Source organism: Haloarcula amylolytica (assembly GCF_049705545.1).
Taxonomy (GTDB): Archaea; Halobacteriota; Halobacteria; order Halobacteriales; family Haloarculaceae; genus Haloarcula; species Haloarcula amylolytica_B.
The window spans coordinates 147948-166950 of record NZ_JBNAMU010000002.1; the positions used below are offsets into that span (position 1 = coordinate 147948).

At 58.6% G+C, this 19003-nt stretch carries 20 protein-coding genes and 2 pseudogenes; 12 read left to right on the forward strand and 10 right to left on the reverse strand.

The features are described from left to right. Nucleotides 1-137: 137 nt before the first annotated feature. Nucleotides 138-302: pseudogene (locus tag ACOZ4H_RS17330) on the forward strand (Hsp20/alpha crystallin family protein); the annotation flags it as partial. Nucleotides 303-376: 74 nt separating this feature from the next. Further along, a complete protein-coding gene (locus ACOZ4H_RS17335; protein WP_424330869.1) occupies nucleotides 377-499 on the forward strand; it encodes an Hsp20/alpha crystallin family protein in 123 nt (40 codons plus the stop codon). A 184-nt stretch (nucleotides 500-683) separates the two neighbouring features. Here the strand turns inward: ACOZ4H_RS17335 and polX are convergent, their stop codons facing one another. The 5 genes and pseudogenes from polX to ACOZ4H_RS17360 all read right to left on the reverse strand — a co-directional run bounded on the left by polX (nucleotide 684) and on the right by ACOZ4H_RS17360 (nucleotide 5451). Beyond that, nucleotides 684-2402 (reverse strand): DNA polymerase/3'-5' exonuclease PolX, encoded by a 1719-nt coding sequence (polX, locus tag ACOZ4H_RS17340; RefSeq protein WP_424330519.1) that lies wholly within the window; start codon nucleotides 2400-2402, stop codon nucleotides 684-686. A gap of 193 nt (nucleotides 2403-2595) precedes the next feature. Continuing rightward, nucleotides 2596-2898 carry a hypothetical protein gene (locus tag ACOZ4H_RS17345; RefSeq protein ID WP_424330520.1) on the reverse strand — a complete coding sequence of 101 codons (303 nt, stop codon included), beginning with the start codon at nucleotides 2896-2898 and terminating at the stop codon, nucleotides 2596-2598. A gap of 67 nt (nucleotides 2899-2965) precedes the next feature. Further along, nucleotides 2966-3388 carry a CBS domain-containing protein gene (locus tag ACOZ4H_RS17350; RefSeq protein WP_424330521.1) on the reverse strand — a complete coding sequence of 141 codons (423 nt, stop codon included), beginning with the start codon at nucleotides 3386-3388 and terminating at the stop codon, nucleotides 2966-2968. Nucleotides 3389-3506: 118 nt separating this feature from the next. Then, nucleotides 3507-3962: pseudogene (locus ACOZ4H_RS17355) on the reverse strand (aminotransferase class V-fold PLP-dependent enzyme); the annotation flags it as partial. 133 nt (nucleotides 3963-4095) lie between these two features. Continuing rightward, nucleotides 4096-5451 carry an FAD-dependent oxidoreductase gene (locus ACOZ4H_RS17360; protein ID WP_424330522.1) on the reverse strand — a complete coding sequence of 452 codons (1356 nt, stop codon included), beginning with the start codon at nucleotides 5449-5451 and terminating at the stop codon, nucleotides 4096-4098. Nucleotides 5452-5551: 100 nt separating this feature from the next. Here ACOZ4H_RS17360 and ACOZ4H_RS17365 point away from each other — a divergent pair, with 100 nt between their 5' ends. Beyond that, entirely contained in the window at nucleotides 5552-6091 is a 540-nt protein-coding gene (locus ACOZ4H_RS17365; RefSeq protein ID WP_424330523.1) for a DUF1684 domain-containing protein, read from the forward strand. A gap of 185 nt (nucleotides 6092-6276) precedes the next feature. Here the strand turns inward: ACOZ4H_RS17365 and ACOZ4H_RS17370 are convergent, their stop codons facing one another. Beyond that, nucleotides 6277-6921 (reverse strand): phosphoribosyltransferase, encoded by a 645-nt coding sequence (locus ACOZ4H_RS17370; RefSeq protein WP_424330524.1) that lies wholly within the window; start codon nucleotides 6919-6921, stop codon nucleotides 6277-6279. A 99-nt stretch (nucleotides 6922-7020) separates the two neighbouring features. On the opposite strand from ACOZ4H_RS17370, the gene ACOZ4H_RS17375 reads away from it, so the two are divergent. Further along, nucleotides 7021-7662 (forward strand): dienelactone hydrolase family protein, encoded by a 642-nt coding sequence (locus tag ACOZ4H_RS17375; protein WP_424330525.1) that lies wholly within the window; start codon nucleotides 7021-7023, stop codon nucleotides 7660-7662. Between the two features lie 222 nt (nucleotides 7663-7884). Next, nucleotides 7885-8604: a hypothetical protein gene (locus ACOZ4H_RS17380; RefSeq protein WP_424330526.1), complete on the forward strand. Its 720-nt coding sequence runs from the start codon at nucleotides 7885-7887 to the stop codon at nucleotides 8602-8604. A gap of 604 nt (nucleotides 8605-9208) precedes the next feature. On the opposite strand, the gene ACOZ4H_RS17385 is transcribed toward ACOZ4H_RS17380, so the two are convergent. From ACOZ4H_RS17385 to ACOZ4H_RS17395, 3 genes are all read right to left on the reverse strand, one after another. Then, nucleotides 9209-10087, reverse strand: a complete 879-nt coding sequence (locus ACOZ4H_RS17385; protein ID WP_424330527.1) for a universal stress protein — start codon at nucleotides 10085-10087, stop codon at nucleotides 9209-9211. Nucleotides 10088-10528: 441 nt separating this feature from the next. Beyond that, nucleotides 10529-10999, reverse strand: coding sequence for a pyridoxamine 5'-phosphate oxidase family protein (locus tag ACOZ4H_RS17390; protein ID WP_424330528.1), 471 nt, complete (start codon nucleotides 10997-10999; stop codon nucleotides 10529-10531). Between the two features lie 435 nt (nucleotides 11000-11434). Beyond that, nucleotides 11435-12775: a cyclic 2,3-diphosphoglycerate synthase gene (locus tag ACOZ4H_RS17395; protein WP_424330529.1), complete on the reverse strand. Its 1341-nt coding sequence runs from the start codon at nucleotides 12773-12775 to the stop codon at nucleotides 11435-11437. Nucleotides 12776-12807: 32 nt separating this feature from the next. On the opposite strand from ACOZ4H_RS17395, the gene ACOZ4H_RS17400 reads away from it, so the two are divergent. From ACOZ4H_RS17400 to ACOZ4H_RS17425, 6 genes are all read left to right on the forward strand, one after another. Next, nucleotides 12808-13269, forward strand: a complete 462-nt coding sequence (locus tag ACOZ4H_RS17400) for a hypothetical protein (RefSeq protein ID WP_424330530.1) — start codon at nucleotides 12808-12810, stop codon at nucleotides 13267-13269. A gap of 53 nt (nucleotides 13270-13322) precedes the next feature. Next, nucleotides 13323-13748, forward strand: a complete 426-nt coding sequence (locus tag ACOZ4H_RS17405) for a hypothetical protein (protein ID WP_424330870.1) — start codon at nucleotides 13323-13325, stop codon at nucleotides 13746-13748. A 303-nt stretch (nucleotides 13749-14051) separates the two neighbouring features. Continuing rightward, on the forward strand, nucleotides 14052-14273 hold the full coding sequence (locus tag ACOZ4H_RS17410) for a universal stress protein (protein WP_424330531.1): 222 nt from the start codon (nucleotides 14052-14054) through the stop codon (nucleotides 14271-14273). Nucleotides 14274-14357: 84 nt separating this feature from the next. After that, nucleotides 14358-15104, forward strand: coding sequence for a proteasome assembly chaperone family protein (locus tag ACOZ4H_RS17415; RefSeq protein WP_424330532.1), 747 nt, complete (start codon nucleotides 14358-14360; stop codon nucleotides 15102-15104). A gap of 285 nt (nucleotides 15105-15389) precedes the next feature. Next, nucleotides 15390-15836: a universal stress protein gene (locus ACOZ4H_RS17420; protein ID WP_424330533.1), complete on the forward strand. Its 447-nt coding sequence runs from the start codon at nucleotides 15390-15392 to the stop codon at nucleotides 15834-15836. Between the two features lie 29 nt (nucleotides 15837-15865). Next, nucleotides 15866-16792, forward strand: a complete 927-nt coding sequence (locus tag ACOZ4H_RS17425; RefSeq protein WP_424330534.1) for a ribokinase — start codon at nucleotides 15866-15868, stop codon at nucleotides 16790-16792. A gap of 106 nt (nucleotides 16793-16898) precedes the next feature. On the opposite strand, the gene ACOZ4H_RS17430 is transcribed toward ACOZ4H_RS17425, so the two are convergent. After that, nucleotides 16899-18713 carry an SLC13 family permease gene (locus ACOZ4H_RS17430; RefSeq protein WP_424330535.1) on the reverse strand — a complete coding sequence of 605 codons (1815 nt, stop codon included), beginning with the start codon at nucleotides 18711-18713 and terminating at the stop codon, nucleotides 16899-16901. A 131-nt stretch (nucleotides 18714-18844) separates the two neighbouring features. On the opposite strand from ACOZ4H_RS17430, the gene ACOZ4H_RS17435 reads away from it, so the two are divergent. Further along, nucleotides 18845-18994 (forward strand): DUF7557 family protein, encoded by a 150-nt coding sequence (locus ACOZ4H_RS17435; RefSeq protein ID WP_424330536.1) that lies wholly within the window; start codon nucleotides 18845-18847, stop codon nucleotides 18992-18994. Nucleotides 18995-19003: the final 9 nt, after the last annotated feature.

Sequence of the window (19003 nt, forward strand, 5' to 3'; positions counted from 1 at the left end):
TCTTCACATGCGGTTGGAATCGGGAAGGGATACTTTCGGACTAGCCGATGTAGCTGCGGACGGATATGGCAAGACCAACGAATCCATTCAACGAGATCAGCCACCTCTTTGAGCGAATGCAGAGTGACTTCGAGGAGATGGCCCGCACCTGGAGTGAAGAACCGGAGGTCGTGTCGTCGTCGGTGCGGGTGGATCTTGAAGACAAGGACGACGAGTTCGTGCTGACCGCCGAGCTGCCGGGGTTCGAGAAAGACGACATCGACGTGCGTGTGACCGACCGTACGCTCCGCTTGGAAGCCGAACACGCGGAGGAGACCGAAGAGGAAGAGGGGAATACGTCAAGCGAGAGCGTCACCGTGCATCGGTCGCCCGGTCGATATCCCTCCCGGAGCGCGTGGATGCGGACGAGATCTCGGCCACGTTCAATGACGGCGTCCTGACGGTCCGCCTTCCCAAGAGCGAACCGATGACGCAGGGCAAACAGATCGAGATTAGCTGATTCGAACGTCCGAACACTTCTCGTTGCGGAAGTGCCAGCTAGCGGCTCCCTACGACTGTTCTTTGACCGACGGGGAATGTCTGTAAGGAGCCGTGGACCGGCCCGATATCTCCTTGATTTGAGACGCCGACACTCTTCTCAAAGAGCGAACGCCAAACCGTATCTGCTGTCGTGAGTTGGAGGCTCACTCGAAAAATGACAGCAGATCGTCGAGCGAATGCGTATTCAGCACGTTGCTCGCTTCACACCACCCGCGACGGGCCTGCGCGACCCCCAGGTGCATGGAATCCAGTTCGCCGGTCGTGTGCGCGTCCGTACTGACGACGTACGAAACCGTATCGCGATACTCTTTCACTGACGCCCAATCGAGATCGAGCCGCTGGGATTGAGCGTTGATCTCGATCGCCACGTTCTCCTCGGCGGCCGTTTCCATCACGGCCTCCGTATCGATATCCAGCGGTTCTCGCTCGTTGAGCAATCGATTGGATGGGTGAGCGAGGATATCGATCGGAAATTCTGCGAGCGCATCCGCGATCCGTTCGGTGGGATCGGACAAGGTGCTGTGCATCCCCGCGACGATCAGATCACAGCGGTTGACCCAGGACTCGGGAATCTCCAGTCCGTCTGCGGTGATCTCGGCCTCGATTCCTTGGAGGACCGTGATATCCAGGTCTTCATCGGCCGCTTCGACAGCTGCCACTTGTTCCTCGAACGTCTCCTCGTCCAGGGTGCTCGGAATCGGAGCGTGTGGCCCGTGGTCGGTGACGAGGACGTACTCCAACTCCCGCTCGGCCGCAGCTTCGGCCATTTCGCGGACGCTGTTGGACCCATCGGAGTAGTCGGTGTGCAGCTGCAAGTCGCCGCGAACGTCGTCAATTTCAACCAGCTCGGGAAGTCCTTCTGCAGCCGCTGCGTTGACTTCCCCGGTATCCTCGCGGAGTTCTGGGGGGATCCACGCGAGGTCCAGTGTGTCGTAGACGTCTGCCTCGGTCTCACTGGCGAGACGCTCGCCGGAACGTTGGCTGTCCTCCTCAGCGTCGACCCCACTGACGTCGAAGAGACCGTATTCGTTGAGCTTCCAGTCGCGGTCGATCGCCCAATTCCGGAGGGTGATGTTGTGGTCCTTTGAACCTGTAAAATAGACGAGAGCAGAGCCGTATTCTTTTTCGTCGACGATCCGAAGGTCCATCTGTAGGTCGCCGGAGACGACGACCGACGACTTCGTCTCGCCTCGAGACAGGACCTCCTTCACGTCGTCGTGCGTGCAGAAGCGCTCCATCGCTGTCTCCGGATCGGACGCGGTCGCCAGAATATCGATATCGCCGACGGTGGGTCGGCGCCGTCGGAACGAGCCCACGATGTCCACTTGGTCGAACGCATCGTCGTCGTGCAGTCGGGTTTCGATGGCCTGTGCGATCGGGAAGGCCCGGCCGAGAAGCATCCGTTCTTGACTTTCTCTCGCCCGTTCGATGTGGTCGAGGATGTTCTGCTGTGACTTCTCGCCGAACCCCTCGAGGTCGGCGATTGCCTCCTTCTCGGCTGCGCTCTCGAGATCGTCGAGCGTCTGGACATCGAGTTCGAGGTATAGTTTCTTGGCCGTCTTTGGACCGATGCCCTCGACGCTCGTGATCGCCTCGATGTCGACGGGAAGGTCGGCCTTGAGATCCTCGTAGTACTCCAGCTCCCCGGTTTCGAGATACTCTGCGATCTTTTCGCTGATCGACTCTCCGACGCCCTCGATTCCTTCGAGTTCTCCCCGATCGTGTATGCCCTCGATATCTTCCGAGAGCGACTCGATATTCCGTGCGGCCGTTCGATAGGCGCGTGGCTTGTACTCTTCCTCTTGGATTTCGAGGAAATCCGCGATCTCGCGGAGCATGGTGGCGATTTCCTGGTTCTTCATCCTGAATTGGGCCTCCTGACACGGACTATCGCAGTCGTCAGGTAATTGACTTCCTCTCCGCTCAGAAGGCCGTTGTTGCAGGATGTCTGTTGAATGCGAGCAGGCTGCTGAACGCGAAGTCGATCAGCGTGCTCGTCGTAGATGAGTCCGAGGCGGCTGTCGTCGCCGTTCCACTGCGGGTTGCCACGAACTTCTAGCGTGATGAGCTCGGGATGCTCGAAGTCGTAGCGGTCTTCGAGCATGTCACGACACTGAAATCCAGGGTACTGTTGGCCTCGTCCCACTTGAAGGTGTAGCGGTCATTGTGGACGGGGGCGTGCAACTCGTAGCCTTCCTCACGATTCCTCCGGTACTGTCTGGGTTTCTCCGTGACTGTCCCATCGTGGTACTTGTCGGGGAGGGCTTCGAGCGGGCCGTCGCGGCAGTCGAAGCCGATTGTGAGAACCCCGATGTTGATCTCGTGACAGAAGTCACGGAGAACTCCGTATCGTGGCATCCTACTAGTCTCGGCATTCCTTTGAAAAAGTAGATTTGTAGCCCCGATTTCGGTTCAGGAGCTGAATTTAGTATTCGGGCCGTTGCGCCTGGATGACCGACGCCAGCTGCTGGGTTTCGTCGGCGAGGAGTTCGGTCAGATCGTCGGCGGTGATGATACCCACGAGTTCGTCGTTCTCGTCGCAGACGGGGAGGCGGCGCACGCCGTTCTCGCTCATCACCTCTGCGGCCTCGTAGAACCCTGCGTCGGGGCCGACCGCACACAGGTCAGTCGACATGATGTCGTCGGCAGTCTGGTCGGCCGGAGCGGTCTCTTCGGCGAGCACGCGCGTCGTCAGATCCCGATCCGTGACGATTCCGGTCGGGCTGTTATCGTTCGTGACGACGACGCTCCCAACGTTTTCGTCCCGCATCTGTTGGGCGAGTTCGCGGACCGATGTTTCGGGGCTGGCACTGACGACGTTCTCGCGGGCGAGGTCTTCGATTGGCATTGGTGTTGTCTCCGTCTAGTTCACCGACCAGCGGGCACCTATAACGAGAGGGACATTCTCATAGGTCTGGAATTTCCAGACTACTCATCGTAAGTGATTAATTAGGGACACAAGCGGACTATGGCGACCGCGCGAACAGTAATCCCTCCAGTGGCGTAAGGGGCGTGAAACACCATGTCTCCTTGAGCTCGGCTATGAGCGTCTCAATCAGCAGTCGAGTCCAGTAGTTCCACGTGAGCGAACTGACGCAGACGTGTTTCGCTCCTTCGACTGCCGCCCGGTAGGCGTCGATACCCAGCCGTCCCGCGTCGCTCCCGACGAACCGAACGTCGGGTCCGCGAGTGCGCTCGAATCGTTGCCAGGGTAGGCTTCCAGCGGGATGCTCAAGGGTCGTCCTGACGACGACGTTGTCTGGCTCCCACTCGAGCGCGCAGGCAACACGGTTGATTCCGTCCGTCGTGCTCTGCTGTCTCAGGGCGATTTCGCTGGGATCGGCACCGAGAAATTCAGCGACAGTTGCTCGGACGTCGCCATCGGTATCGGATGCGGCCGTGTACATGCCTTCGGCAGCGGGTGCTTCGAATTCGTGGTGTTCGAGGAACGTCTCCGCGGCCGTGACGACTCGACGTGGACTCGGCCACTCGCTCCGGTATTGAGATAGATGACCTCTTCGAGGGCGGGGATGTCAGCGCGGAGATCGAGTGGTGTCACGCTGCGTCCTCCAGCGAGCCCGCGAGAACCTTCGAAGCAGTCGCAATCGGATCCCAGACGGGGCTGAACGGTGGCGCGTACGCCAGATCGAGGTTCTCTACCTCGCTGACGGTCAGGCCCGCGTGGAGTGCAGTCACGATTGTGTCGATTCGTTTCACGCCTTCGGGTCCGACGACGCTCGCTCCGAGCACACGCTCCGACTCGCGGTCGGCAACGAGCGTGACCGTCAGTTCTTCTGCGCCGGGATAGTAATGGGCTCGCGTCGGTGCCGTGATCTCGACGGAAATCGGATCGAATCCCGCGTCCCGGGCACGCGTCTCGTCGAGGATACCCGTTCGTGCTGCTCCGAGGTCGAACGCTTTCACGATCGCCGTGCCGGCGATTTCACCGACTTCCGTCGGCGTCCCCGTGACCGTCTGGCCGATTGCCCGTCCCGCACGGTTTGCGGTCAGTGCTAACGGGACGTGGTCGGCCTCGCCGGTAACGACGTTCGTCGCCTCGGCACAGTCTCCTGCTGCGAAGATGGTCTCGTAGTTCGTCCGGCCGTACTCGTCAGTGGCGATAGCACCAGTCTCGTCGGTTTCGATGCCGGCGTCTTCGGCGAGTTCGACGTTCGGTTCGACGCCGACACCGACGATGACGATATCGGCCGGAACCGTCCCCGAATCGAGGTCGACCGAGGCGACGGTCTCTTCGCCATCGAATCCTGCCACGGGCGTATCTAGGTGAAGTTCGACGTCTCGTTCTCGAAGGTGGTCTTCGACGACCGTCGCGACGGACTCGCCGAACGGTTGGAGGACATGCGGAAGCATCTCGAACAGGTGGATGTCCAGCCCGCGGCCGGCGAGTGCCTCGGCCATCTCGATTCCCACGTAGCCGCCGCCGACGATGGCCGCCGTCTCGGGGTCGGTCTCTGTCACGTACGTGTGAATGGCATCGGCCTCGTCCATGTTGTGGATAGTGAACACCCCATCAAGGTCCATGCCGGCGAACGGCGGTTCGATTGCCCGAGCCCCCGTTGCGACGAGTAGCTGGTCGTACGGTTGCTCGAAGCGGTTATCGTCTGCCGATACTGTCACCGTCTGTCCTACTGGATCGATACCGACGACTTCGTGATTCGTCCGCAGATCGATGTCCCGTTCTGTTCGAAAAGCCTCGGGGGTGACCTGGACGAGTTCGTCTAGCGAGTCGACGTCGCCTTTCACGTAATAGGGCATCCCACACGCGGCGTACGACACCCAGTCTCCCTTCTCGAAGACGAGAATCTCACGGTCCCGGTCCTCGCGTCTGGCTTTGCTTGCGGCGCTCATTCCAGCGGCATCCCCGCCGATTACAACGAAGGTTTCCGTCATAGTTTCAACGACGTAACGGGTCCGCTAAGAGCCCGGATACTATTCCCACCAACGTAGAATGGCCGAAGGCATAGAGGCCAGCGACACCTATATCTAGATCATGATGGTTGACTGGAAGACTGCTATTCAAGAGGAGCGTGAGGCGAAAGATGACTACTTCGGAACGAACCCCCGTTCGCCACTCCCACCGGAGGACAGAGAATCGTTCGACGGCCTCGAGTACTATCCGCCTAAAGAGAAGTATCGGTTCGAACTGCCGCTACACGAGTACGAGAGCAAAACGACAGTAACAGTGGGAACGAGCGCCGACGGCGAGCAGGACTATCTTCAGTGGGGAGAGTTTCGATTCGAGATCGACGGCGAGACCGTTACGCTCCAGGCGTACAAGAGTGTTCCACAGGACGACCGACTGTGGGTTCCGTTTCGGGATGCGACCAGTGGTGAGGAAACCTACGGTGCGGGCCGGTATCTCGATCTCGAACCAGATACCCACCAGACAGCCGATGGCACGTGGATCCTCGATTTCAACCAGGCTTACAATCCGACCTGTGCGTATTCCGACGACTACGAATGCCCGCTTCCGCCGACGGAGAATTGGCTCGATGTAGCCATTAAAGCGGGCGAACAGGCTTACAAGTAGGGTCCGGCCGTCAGGATTCACTTCCGGGTGTTTCTGGGTCGCGACAGGATGAGATCGGCTCAAGAAACATCGATAACGGGGGATACGTCTTCTATGGACTGGAGTTCGTTCGTCGGATGGTGACCGAGGAGGTTTACTGAACCAATTCAGAGTGTTTCCTGACTAGGGGACGATGAGTCCGAGAGTCAGGACGACGATTCGAGGTACGCCATCGCCTCTTCATCAGAGACCTGGTCGAACCGCTCGTAGAACTGGCCGACCCCCCTGAAGCTACTCGGCGTCTTGAGACAGACCACCTCGTCAGCCAACTCCTCTAACTCGTTAATGGTGTCGGGCGGTCCGACCGGAACCGCCAGCACGATGCGTTCGGCGTCGGTTTCTCGGAGCATCTGGAGGGACGCTCTGACGGTCGAACCCGTGGCCACCCCATCATCGACGACGGCGACGGTCTTCCCGGTCAGGTCGGGCTCGGCTCGCTCGCCTCGGTAGCGCTCGGCCTTCTGACGTGCGTTCTCTGCTTCCTTCTCGCGCTCCTGTTCGAAATGTTCCTCGTCGGAGCCCGTCCCGCGGAAGGCCTCTTCGTTACGCCAGACGCTCCCGTTGCGGGCGACGGCACCGATGGCGTATTCGGGGTTACCCGGCGCGCCGATTTTCGATGCGACAACGATGTCGAGCGGGACGCCGAGCGTGTCGGCGACGGCCCGTCCGAGCGGGAGCCCGCCACGGGGGATTGCAAGCACGATGTCCACGTCTAGCTCCCGCTTTCGAAGCGCGTCTCCGAGTTGTTCTCCCGCCTCGGTGCGGTCTTTGAATCGGCGAGATTCAGACATTAGTGTATCTTCGGGAACGATGGCCCAGTAGCCTGCGGATATTCTCATGTCATAAGAACCATGGTAGCAGTAAAATCCGACGAAAATGTGAATTCACTTATGAGTCAGCCATCCGAACATCTCGTGTCGATCCCGGTCAACGATGTCGAACTCGAGGGAATGATCGAAATACCAGACGGTGCGACGGGGCTGGTCGTCTTCGCCCACGGGAGCGGCTCCAGTCGCAAGAGTCCCCGTAATAACTTCGTCGCAGAGGTCATTCGCGAGCGGGGGCTTGGAACGCTCCTGTTCGATTTGCTCACTGAAGCGGAAGATACAGATCGTGACAACCGGTTCGACATCCAGTTGTTGACAACTCGTCTCGTTGCCGTTACCGAGTGGCTACGCGACCGCGACGATACTGCCGACCTAAACGTAGGCTATTTCGGCTCCAGTACGGGTGCTGCCTCCGCGCTACGGGCAGCGGCGCGCAGAGGTGGTGATATCGATGCCGTCGTTTCACGCGGTGGACGTGTCGATCTGGCCGAGGAGCGGCTCGGCGAGGTCGGGGCACCGACGTTATTCATCGTCGGCGGAGACGACACGCAGGTACTCGAACTCAACCGCGAGGCGTACGATCAACTTTCGTGTGAGAAGGAACTACACGTCGTCGAGGGGGCGGGGCACCTCTTCGAGGGGGAGAGAGAACTGGAAGAAGTCGCCGACGTGGCGGCAGATTGGTTCGCGGAGACGCTTCGATGACATCCCCCAACGACATTATCGATACCGGTGATTCGCTCCCTCTATCGATGTGGAGAACCCCGCGCTCTGAACGGCAATTTTAGCGAGATGGGACGGACTGCTATCAGCATCGTTCAAAACGGTACCCCTCGGTCTCAACGAGCGAAGGCGGCAGACGGAGCGAAGCAGGGGGCAGTAACATGCGTACGATTTTATTGATTCATCACAATGATCGGTTGTATCATGACGAGTGTTTTACACGGTGTTTTCTTCGTTTCACTCGCGGGGATCGTCGTGACGGTGATTCTCGGACTGGTATCACAAAACGTCTCAGCGATCGTCAACGGCATTGTCTCGGTCGTCTTCGCACTCACACCGAGACTCGTCGAATACGCAAGTGCGCTCGGGAATGGGCCGTATCTCACGTTTGGCCCGGCGCTCCCGGCGTGGATCGCAGTTGCAGGATTGCTTCACATGATAGGTATGCTAGGATGGTACGACACCGTTTGGTGGTGGGATCATCTTACGCATTCCATCTCGGCGGCCTTCATCGCAGCACTCGTCTATGCGAGTCTTCAGATCCATATTCAACACCCGCTCGAACCGCAGTTCAGGGACCTCTACGTAACCCTCATCACGGTACTTTTTACGCTCGGGGTCGGCGTGTTCTGGGAATTTATCGAACTCGCTGCACGCGAAATCGGAGAGTATATCGACAGACCGCCGGTTCTCGAGTACTACGGCCTCCGCGATACGATCCTCGACATGATATTTAACGGAATCGGCGCTCTCGTGATCGTCGCGCTCGACGTTCGCGTATTCGTTTCGGTGATAGAGCAAGCTACGGGGAGTATCGGTCCGCTACTCTTCGGAAGTGCACTCGGTCTCTTTTTTGGAAGCGTCTGTCTCGGAGTCGTGATCGAAAAGCTCGACTCGATGTCCTGTGATTCGAGAGCGCACTGACCGACTCCGACGGAGTCTTTCGGGAGCGGTTCGCACACCATGGGACGAATCAAGGAGTACGACGGGACGAGAGTGAGAGGAACGCCTTTCGCCGACCCCTACGTAAGTGAGCGCACCGATCGAACTCGGCGGGACCGAGGGGGCGGACAGTTCCCGTAATCCGTGCTTTCGCACTCACCGACGAACCGTTCCGGATGCAAATCTCCGAATCGACCGTTCGAATCCCCGTCTGTATCCCCGACATCTCACCGCTGTCGAGGTGTTGGCGGACGTATGTAACGCCGAGGCGTGTCTGACACGACTGTCGGAACTGGCTCGCACACGTTCGGTCCGGGAGCTGTTTAACTGGGACGTACACCGACGATGTCGTGACCGCCGGCAGCCTCACGCCATTGTCACTGGCAGTGACGACGCCGCCTGATGATACACCGGGAGCGGCGTATGAGCGTTTCCGCCTCTGTTATTGGTTCGAGAATGGCTCCCTTTTGCACCTGGTTCGATATGTATCGCGTGATCCCGTGTAGTTTATTTCGAGACACAGTCGGTGCTCTCTTGGCGAGCAGATAACGGTTCCCCGGTACGTCGATAATATCAGATATTACAGTCACACGGGTCGACCTTTAATCAACGTCACGGGAACCGTCGATCGACGTGAAACAGTATCAGCGACACTTCCGAGTATGATTCGTGCCGGAAGAGAGCGCCCCTGACTCCCCATGATGATCTGGTCGACCTCGTTTTCGCTGGCGTAGTCGATGATAGACCGGGCCGGTTTTCCGTGCCCAAGATGCGTCTCGACTACGAGGTCGTCGTCCTCGATTGTTTGTACCGCCGAATCGAGGATCGTTTCTCCCCGTTTAGTCAGGTTTTCAATGAAATCTCCTAAGCCCTCGTCGATGGCCCCGCTCTCATAGCCGAGCGGTGGGGCGACAGCGTGGAAAATTGTGATTCGACCTTCTGGAAACCGATCGACAGTGTATTCGAGCGCAGCGAGAGATTGTTCTGACCCGTCGACTGGCACCAAAATGCGGCCCGGAAACTCCCGTCGAAGGAGTTCGGGTCGAGATTCGGGGATGATCGTCGTCGAGACCGGTGCTCGTCGAACGACTGCCTCGGTGACGTGGCCAAGAAACGGGTGAGCAACCGACGATTCGCCGTGACTCCCCATTACGACGTGATCGATATCGTGTTCGGAAATGTGCTCAAGTATCACGCGATGCGGTTCCCCACGCTTGAGTGCAGTCGTGACTTCGCAGTTGTACTCCGATGCAATCTCGGTCGCACGTTCGATGGTTCGGTCTCCGGTTTGCTGTAGTTGCTCGTCGTCCTGTTCCGGCGAATCGAATTCCGGCGGTAGATTCTGTCCCGGTCCGCGGACGTGTAAAGCAGTAATAGTTGCGTTTGGAAACGACACGAGCGTGTACACGAGGCCTGCAAACGAGTGCGACGAGCCGTCGACCGGGACGAGGATATTGACTGGCATAGTGCTGGACCGGACCACCACACCGTGACAGACGATGCGGGATAAATGAATCAACGACATCGTGACTTATAAAATAAGGGTGAGCGACAGTCGATACCTCCCGAGGGAATCAGTTGCACTGTTCCGAAGGGCCATGCGAGGGATACTCGGTGAGAGCGAAACGGAGAGATTCGAGACGAACTCAGCTTCGCGATACACGTCGGGTCCGGTTCGGCTCCCTTGACCACCGTGACGAGAATCTGCACTGGATCGCCGAGACGTGGTTCGCTGACCGCAAACCGGAACTTCTCGCCCTCGCCTATAGAACAATTGAGACGATTCACACACTGATCGTACCACTATCGTGCGATCAGGTGTGGATTGATTTTCAATGGCTACTACAGGTCATCGTGCTCATCGCATACTCGAACGGCTGGGTTGCGGACTCCATGCCGGTCTTCCCTAACCGTGTTCCTGTGCCGGTGTGTGCCGGCCGGTTATCGTATCGATATCGAGTTTGACGACCGTGATATCGATGTCCTCGATGGCTTCATCGAAGACTCGGATCGGCGAGAAGTGGCGATTGATCTCGGCCGTATCGAACCGTTCGCGTTCCGTTTCGGGGAGTTCGACGAGCTGGCCGGTGACGATGATGCTCCAGGAATCCAATCCACGCGGATCGTCGGTTGGCTCGGCACCATAGAGGACGTAACACGCCGTCTCGGTCGTCTCATAGAACTCCCGTTTCGTACTCCCCGCGGTCAAGCCGAGGCGGAAATACAGGCTGTCTCCGTCGTAGTAGTGGGAGAGGGGAATCCCATATGCATCGCCGTCGCCAGAGAGTGCGAGGACACCCGTCTCGGCTGTCTGTAGTCGCTCTTCGATCTCCGAATCGTCCATGCCGCTCGTGTATGCGTATTCGACGTGTTCCATGGGGGTCACCTCTGGAAAGCCCTTGAGACAGGGGGTGCAGAGTAGTGGTCTGGCGTCATTCTTCGGCCGCCTGTTCTTCATTGGCCACGTGGTCGTCTCGCGGGGCATCCCGTCCGATGGGCACGGGATAGCTTATGTGGCTGCTCTCCTCGATGCTAGCCGTCATGGAGGGCCACCGGGTGCCGAGCTTGACCTCGAGGTCGACGAGCGGACGCTCGTCGCTGGTTCTTCTGGGGTTGTGTGACCCGTATCGAAGCCCTCGCTCATATCTGGAAACTACGCTCTAAATCGGTTTAGGTCAAGCCGGTAGTTCCCATTCTTCGGGAATCGCATGCGTTCGCTGTTCCTGTTCGGAACCAACAGCGGATTGCCGGAATCGCGCGATCGGCCCGTAGCATTCTTCGAGGGATACACGACGACAAAAATCGCCCGATCTCAGAGATCCAATACCTGAGCGTGACGGTCAAGCACCGTACCCAGCGTGATATTTTTCTCCTCAAGTTCGTAGCGAACCCGTACGATAGGGCAATCTACGTCAATCAGCCGCGCCAGGTCGTGGGGCGTCCCCGAGACTACGATGTCGGGCGCTGCATTCCGGATCGTCGTTTCCAGATCCCGGACCTGCGCGTCGCTATAACCCATTGCAGGGAGAACCCTATCGAGATGCTTGTATTCCTCGAAGATTCGCTTGAGCGAGCCTACAGCCGCCGGTTCCGGATCGACGATTTCCGAAGCTCCGTATTTGCGGGCAGCGATCAAGCCGGCACCGGAGGGCGAGTCGCCGTGGGTGAGTGTCGGCCCGTCTTCGACGACGAGAACGCGTTTTCCAGCGATTGAGTCCCTATCCGCCGTAATCGTCGAGTTCGCGTGAATGATCTCCGCGTCCGGATTCGTTTGACGAATGTTCTCTTCGACCCCGCGAACCCCGTTCTCGTCGGCGGTGTTTTCCTTGTTGATGAGGACATAATCCGCGAGTCTGAAGTTGGTTTCGCCCGGATGGTACCGGAGTTCGGATCCGGCGCGATGCGGGTCGGCCACGACGACGTGGATATCGGGGACGTAAAACGGGAGTTCGTTGTTGCCGCCGTCCCAGACGATGATTTCGGCCTCCTCTTGAGCGCGGTCCAAAATGGCCTCGTAGTCGACACCCGCATAGACGACGTGACCACATTCGATGTGACCCTCGTATTCTTCCCGCTCCTCGATGGTGACATCACTCTCGTCGAGGTCTCCCATCGACTCGAACCGTTGTACCCGTTGGGCGACGAGGTCACCGTAGGGCATCGGTTCCCTGACGACGGCCACGTCTTTTGCCCGTTCGCGTAGCAGATCGGCGAACTTCCGCGCAGTCTGTGACTTTCCACATCCGGTTCGAACTGCGTCGACGGCGACGACCGGAATCTCCGCATGAAGCATCATCCGGTTCGGGCCGATCAGTCGGAAGTCAGCACCGGAAGCGAGTGCGCGCGATGCCTGATGCATCACGTGCTCGTGTGAGACATCGGAGTAGGAGAACACGACAGTATCCACGTCCTCCTCGTCGACAATTGTCTCGAGTTCTGCTTCGGAGCGGATCGGGATGCCATCGGGATAGCCATCGCCCGCCAACTCCGGAGGATAGCGTCGGTTGGGGAGCTCTTCGAGTTCGCCGATATTCTGTGTCCCGGTGTGCGTGAACGCGACGACCTCGAACCTTTCGTCGCCTCTGAAGACCGTATTAAAGTCGTGGAAGTCGCGGCCCGCTGCACCCATGATGACGATCCGCGTCTGACTCATAGTACTAACTATGCGCGGGGAGTTCAATTAGTATGGGCGGCAACTCTCACGAGACGGGAACGGCTCCGATCGTCGTGGCGCTGGGCGGAAACACGCTGCTCGGTGAGCACGGCCTGGAGACGATCGACGAACAGCGAGACGTGATAGCGCGGACCGCTCGACAGATTGCGGACGCGATCCAGACCGGCTACGATGTCGTGCTCACCCATGGAAACGGACCGCAGGTGGGAACCCTCCTCTTACAGCAAGAGCGCGTCGGCGAGACGCCCCACTTACCCCTCGATGTGTTGGTTGCCGAAACCCAGGCCCAGATCGGATATCTGCTCCAACAGGCACTCGACAACGAACTCACTGACACGCCCGACTTCATCACCGTCGTAACCCAAGTGGTCGTCGACGCCGACGACCCGCCTTCCAGGATCCGACGAAACCCATCGGACCGCTTTACACCGAAACAGAAGCCGCGGAGAAATCATTCGAGACACGACGCGTAGCGACCGGGAACCGGCCGTACCGTCGTGTCGTCCCGTCTCCAGAGCCGGTCGAGATCGTCGAAGCAGAGGAAATCGCCAGTCTCGTGGAGCGGGGAAACCTCGTGATCACCGCTGGCGGCGGTGGTGTTCCCGTCGTCCGAGATGACGCGCTTCGTGGTGTCGAAGCCGTCGTTGACAAGGACAAGACCTCACAACTGCTCGCCTCGGAACTCGGGGCCGATACGCTCGTCATTCTGACGGACGTCGAGTTCGCGTACGTGAACTACGATGCCTCCGACCAGCGACCGCTCCGTCGAATTTCCACCGAGGAGTTGCGCGCGCATCTCGACGCGGGTGAGTTCGGCGAGGGCAGTATGCGACCGAAGATGGAGGCCTGTCTCCGCTTTATCGAACAGGGCGGAGAGCGGGCCGTGGTTACCGCGTCCGAGCACCTGATGGACGCACTGGCCGGTGAGACCGGAACACAGGTCCGAGCCTGAGTCTACTCTATACTGGGGACTGAGGAGTTCCCGGCTACTCGTAATTGACAGTCACTCTCTGTCCCTCCGCCAACGAACATTTGACATGTGCGACCGGATAGTAGTCCCGACGGACGGAAGTAACGGAACACGAGGCGCCGTCGAACGTGCAATCAATCTCGCAGCTACGTACTGCCCTCCATACGATCTATGTGGTCGACACGAACGCCGGCGTTGATGCCTCCGTCGCAGGGGGCTCGATGCCCTCAAAAAGGCTGGTGAGAACGCAATCGATGAGGTATCCAGCAAGCAGAGGCGGCCGGTGTGGATACGATCGAGGGTATAGTCGCACAGGGAGCACCCCACCAGGCCATCCTTGATTACGTCGCTGAACACGACACCGATCCCGTCGTTCTCGGGACGCATGGCCGTACAGGTCTGGATCGATATCTTCTCGGCAGCGTCACCGAAAAAGCCGTCCCGCGCTCCGATGCTCCGGTGTTGACGGTTCGTCTGCCAGGTGAGTCCGCCGATGGGCCTTCGTAATCAGCTATAGCCTCATTCTCACGGAGTGGAAATTTGAAGCGCTGATAAAGCCGTGACGACCGATGGTAGACTCGGTGTCGAGAAATGGCTCCTAATTCATCGACGAGTTTCGAAAGGATGACCGAACTACGGGCCGAATCGCCAACGCTCATCGAAGGGCTTCCCGGATTGGGATTGGTCGCCTCTATCGCAGTCGATCAAATCACGAAGCAACTCGATCTGGAACAGCACGGAACCATCGTTTCCGACGATTTCCCACCAGTTGCAGCATTCAACGACGGCCGGGTTCGTGACGCAGTACGTGTCTACGGAGGGGAAGACCCAGCTGTGATGACCCTCCAAAGCGATGTTCCGATCCCGCCAACCGCCGTCGAATCGTTGAGTCAGTGTGTTTTGAGTGACGTAGCCGAAGAGTTCGAACGGGCCGTGTTTCTCGCTGGCACACCGGCAGAAACCGAGGACGACATCGGCGAGGTGATGGGCGTCGCCACAACCGATCAGCTAGAAGGGGCGCTTACCGATGCGGAGATCACCTTGGCAGACGGGGCGGGAGTCCTCGGCGGTGTCACTGGTGCATTATTAAATGCGTGTTATCACGATGATGTCCCGGCAGCAGTACTCATCGTTCGTTCGCATCCGTATATTCCCGATCCTGGGGCAGCGCGTGCTGTCATCGAAAACGCACTGGAGCCACTCGTCAAATTCGACATTGATACCCAGGAACTCCTTGAACAGGCGGAAGAGATCCAACAACAGAAACAACAAATCGCCGAGCAACTCCAACAGTATCAGCAGCAACAGGACCAGCCACCGGCAGGAATGTATCAGTAGGCGGTAAAAAATCCATCTTATCTGTCAATAAGGACAGACGGATGGATCGATCGGTGATTTTGCTGAATGGCTCTCGTACGCTGAGGTCGTTAAGCCCGAGTGATTGACCAGTTATTACGTTTCGCAAACAGCTATTCGATGGGATCGGATTCTCACTGGACTGGAATCACCGGAAACCCCTATTCCGCGGCGCTTCGATACGGAGGTAGAGATGAGTTTGGCTACAGAGGTGCAGCAGTTCATGACCGGTCAGAGTTCGTTCGACACAGCCCAGGAGGTAGACACATGACGAAGCGGATTCTCGTCCCGATCGATGGATCACCGCTGTCGCAAAGAGCGCTTCGTCATGCACTCGAAGAGTTTCCAGATGCGTCGATCACTGTGCTCCACGTGGTTGACCTCTTTGAGCCCGGCTACGGTGCCTATCCCGACTTCGAGACCACGTATGAACCCTTGATGGGATCTGAAGAGTGGTACGACCGGGCCGAAGAAGTCTCGGAGCGCCTCTTCGAAGACGCTCGAGAACTCGCTGCTGAGTACGACCGCCAGGTATCCACCACGTCCGAGATCGGTGATCCAAAGCGGATCATCGTGAATTTCGCCGCCGAGGAGGATATCGACCATATCGTGCTTGGAGCACACGGACGGACGGAGGAAGAACGACCCGTGTTCGGTAGCATCGCGGAAATCGTCGCACGTCGGGCGACAGTTCCCGTAACACTCATTCGGTGAGCGAAACATTGTTTGATTGATCGTACGATATGGAAGAGGTTGTCAGTCTCGGTAGCATCAACGTGGACAGAATACACCACGTGTCCGAATCGGAAATCGCAGAACTCGGAAACCGATATAGCTGGTTCCCCGACCGCGGCCAGACAGTCAAGATCGGTGATCTCCCAGCGGATCTCCCAGCCGATCCCGATAGCATTCGCCATGGCGGGAAAGGTGCGAACCAGGCCGTCGCTGCGGTGAAGGCAGGAGCGGAAACGCAGATGCTCGGGAAGGTCGGTCCCGATGCTGGGGAATTTGATGTCCGCAGTCATCTCATGGACGCCGGGGTCGGTGTCACTCGAATCGGAACCGCGTCAGAGCCAACTGGCACGGCTTACGTGTTCGTCGGGCCGGAGGGGGACAACTGGATCATCGTCCGACCGGGGGCTAACGGTACCATCGATAGTGCCTACATCCGAGAGCAGTACGACACGATTCGCTCGGCCGAGTGTCTCCTCCTGCAAAACGAAATTCCGATTGCGCCAGTTTCGGCACTGCTTTCGGACCTGGCTGCCGAACGGGAGCGACCGACTGTCATCCTTGACCCCGCGCCCGCAGACGGAATCGAAGAGTTCCTCGGTTGTGATGCGGTCGACTACCTCACCCCGAACGAAAGCGAATATCAGGCGCTACAGTCCTCTCTCGGAGAGTTCGATGGCGTCCTTGTCCGAAAACGAGGTGCCGACGATGTCATCGTCGAAGCGGAGCGACGGTTTACGGTAACGCCACCGACGGTCAAAGCGGTCGATACGACCGGTGCCGGCGACGTCCTGAACGGATTCCTGGCGGCGCAACTCGCAACAGGGGCGTCACTGCAGGAAGCCGTCGAAATTGGAACGATCGCCGGGTCACTGGCAACGCGCAAGGAGGGTGCTCGACGCGGCATCCCGACGCTCGAAGATGTTCGAGCCTATTGAAATTCCGAGAAGGTGAAAAGCGGGAGCCCGCAGAGAAATCAGAACAGTGGCGAAAATAGGACTTCAGTACGTGGATCGCTTTGCCTGAATAACTGGACCGTCATCGTTAGACCCCCCAAAAAACAGCGATCCCGAGGGTCGTGACGACGGCCAAGATCACCTGGAGGGGAGCGCCGATTCGGATGTAGTCACCGAAATCGTATCCACCGGGACCATAGACGAAGAGGTTGGTCTGATATCCAACTGGCGACATGAACGCCGTACTGGCGGCGAACGTGACTGCAAGAACGAAGGCAAATGCGTTGGCGTTCAACTGGGCGGCCGCGTCGACGGCGACAGGGATGAGCAACACGACACTGGCCTGGTTGCTGACGAGGTTGGTTATCACAGCGGTCAGCAGATAGAACAGTCCGAGAACGGCAATCGCAGGCAAGAAGTCAGCCGTCGAGACGACGAGCGTGCTGAGCAGATCGGCACCACCAGTCTCCGATAGTGCCCTGCCGAGCGGAATGACGCCGGCCAGCAGGAAGATCACGTCCCACTGGACAGCTTCGTAGGCCTCTGCAGGTTTGATGATACCGGTGACGATCATCACGAGGACGCCACCGAGCGCAGCCACCATGATCGGCAGGATGCCGAGTGCCGCCACGCCGATGACCGAGAGCACGACGCCGACTGCGATCGGGAGTTTCGACGACCGGAACTGCTGGAGGGCGAGTTCGCCAGCCACGATCACGTTCGGATCGTCCGCGAGTCGGTCGACGGTGTCGGGGTCGGAATCGATGAGGAGGAGGTCGCCCGGGCGGATCCGATACTCCGTGAGGCGTTCGTAGGCGGTCTCACTGCCACGACGGATGGCCAGAACAGCCGTCTGATACTGGTCTTGAAACCGTGACGACTCGACCGTTTCGCCGACGAGATCGGACCCGGCGGTGACGACGATTTCGATGAGCGTTTGCCCGGGGCCGAGCGTGTCGAGCCCACCGGGCGGCGTGACTTCCGGAACGAACTCGATCCCCTCGACTTCATGTAGCGTCCGTAACGCGTCTTCGGTGAGCCGGATCGTGAAGGTGTCACCCTCGCGTATCGTCATCGACAGTCTCGGCTCTCGATGATAGTCACCACCACGAATAAGTTGGGTGACGTTCGCTTCGAATTCGACCGCTTCGAGTGCTTCCCGGAGCGTCGAGCCTATGAACGGTGATTCGTCGCCGACAATCACCTCCGTGAGAAACTCCTCTTTTTGTGTCGTTTCGAGCTTACTGCGGGGCGTCACGTGAGACGGAGCCAGCCAGTACCCGACAGTAAGGAGGTACGCCCCGGTAACGAGAAACACCACGAGACCGAGGTGGGTAAACTCGAACATCGAGAACGCGTGCAAGGAGGGATAGTCGGTGGCGAGTCGACTCGCCACGTCGCTAGCCAGAAGATTCGTCGACGTGCCGATGAGCGTGAGCATCCCACCAGCCATCGATGCATAGGAAAGTGGAATGAGCAGCTTTGACGGCGACGTCCCGTTCTCGTGTGCAAGATCGCCTACCATCGGCAGCAAGACGGCGACGGCAGCGGTGTTGTTGATGATTCCCGAGAGCGGACCGACGAGCCCGATCGTCGCGCCGAGTTGCTTGTGTTCGCTCTCGCCCGTGTAGGACGCGACTGTCTTTTCGAGACGCTGAATCACACCCGTCCGACGGACGCCTTCGCTCAGGATCATCATCGCGAGAATCGTGATCGTTGCGGGGTTCGAGAAGCCGGAGACGCCCTCTCGCGGCGAAACGCCCGTCCATGGACCGAGTATCATCAGCGAGACCATGATCCCGATCGCTGTCACGTCGAGCGGGACGGGCTCGGTGACGAACAAAACGAGAGCGATGAAGATAATCAGAAAGACGAGAAACGTCCCGACAGTGGCTGCAGACATCGATATATGCTGATAATCATGATGGGAGCTGGATGTACTGGTCGGCGATTACCACCGAGTGGGAATAGCTGTGGGGGTATTTTGACGTCGTCCATGATAGAGTAAACGACGGATCAGCAACACCCATTACTATGACCTACACGCTCGAAATCAGCGACGAACTCAAAGACCGACTGGACGACCACCTCGAGGAGGGCGAATCATACGAGGAGTTCATCACGGAGTTAGTTGCCATCTACGAGACGGAAGGAGAATTCCTCCAGGAGGGCTATTCGGAGTGAGTCACCGCT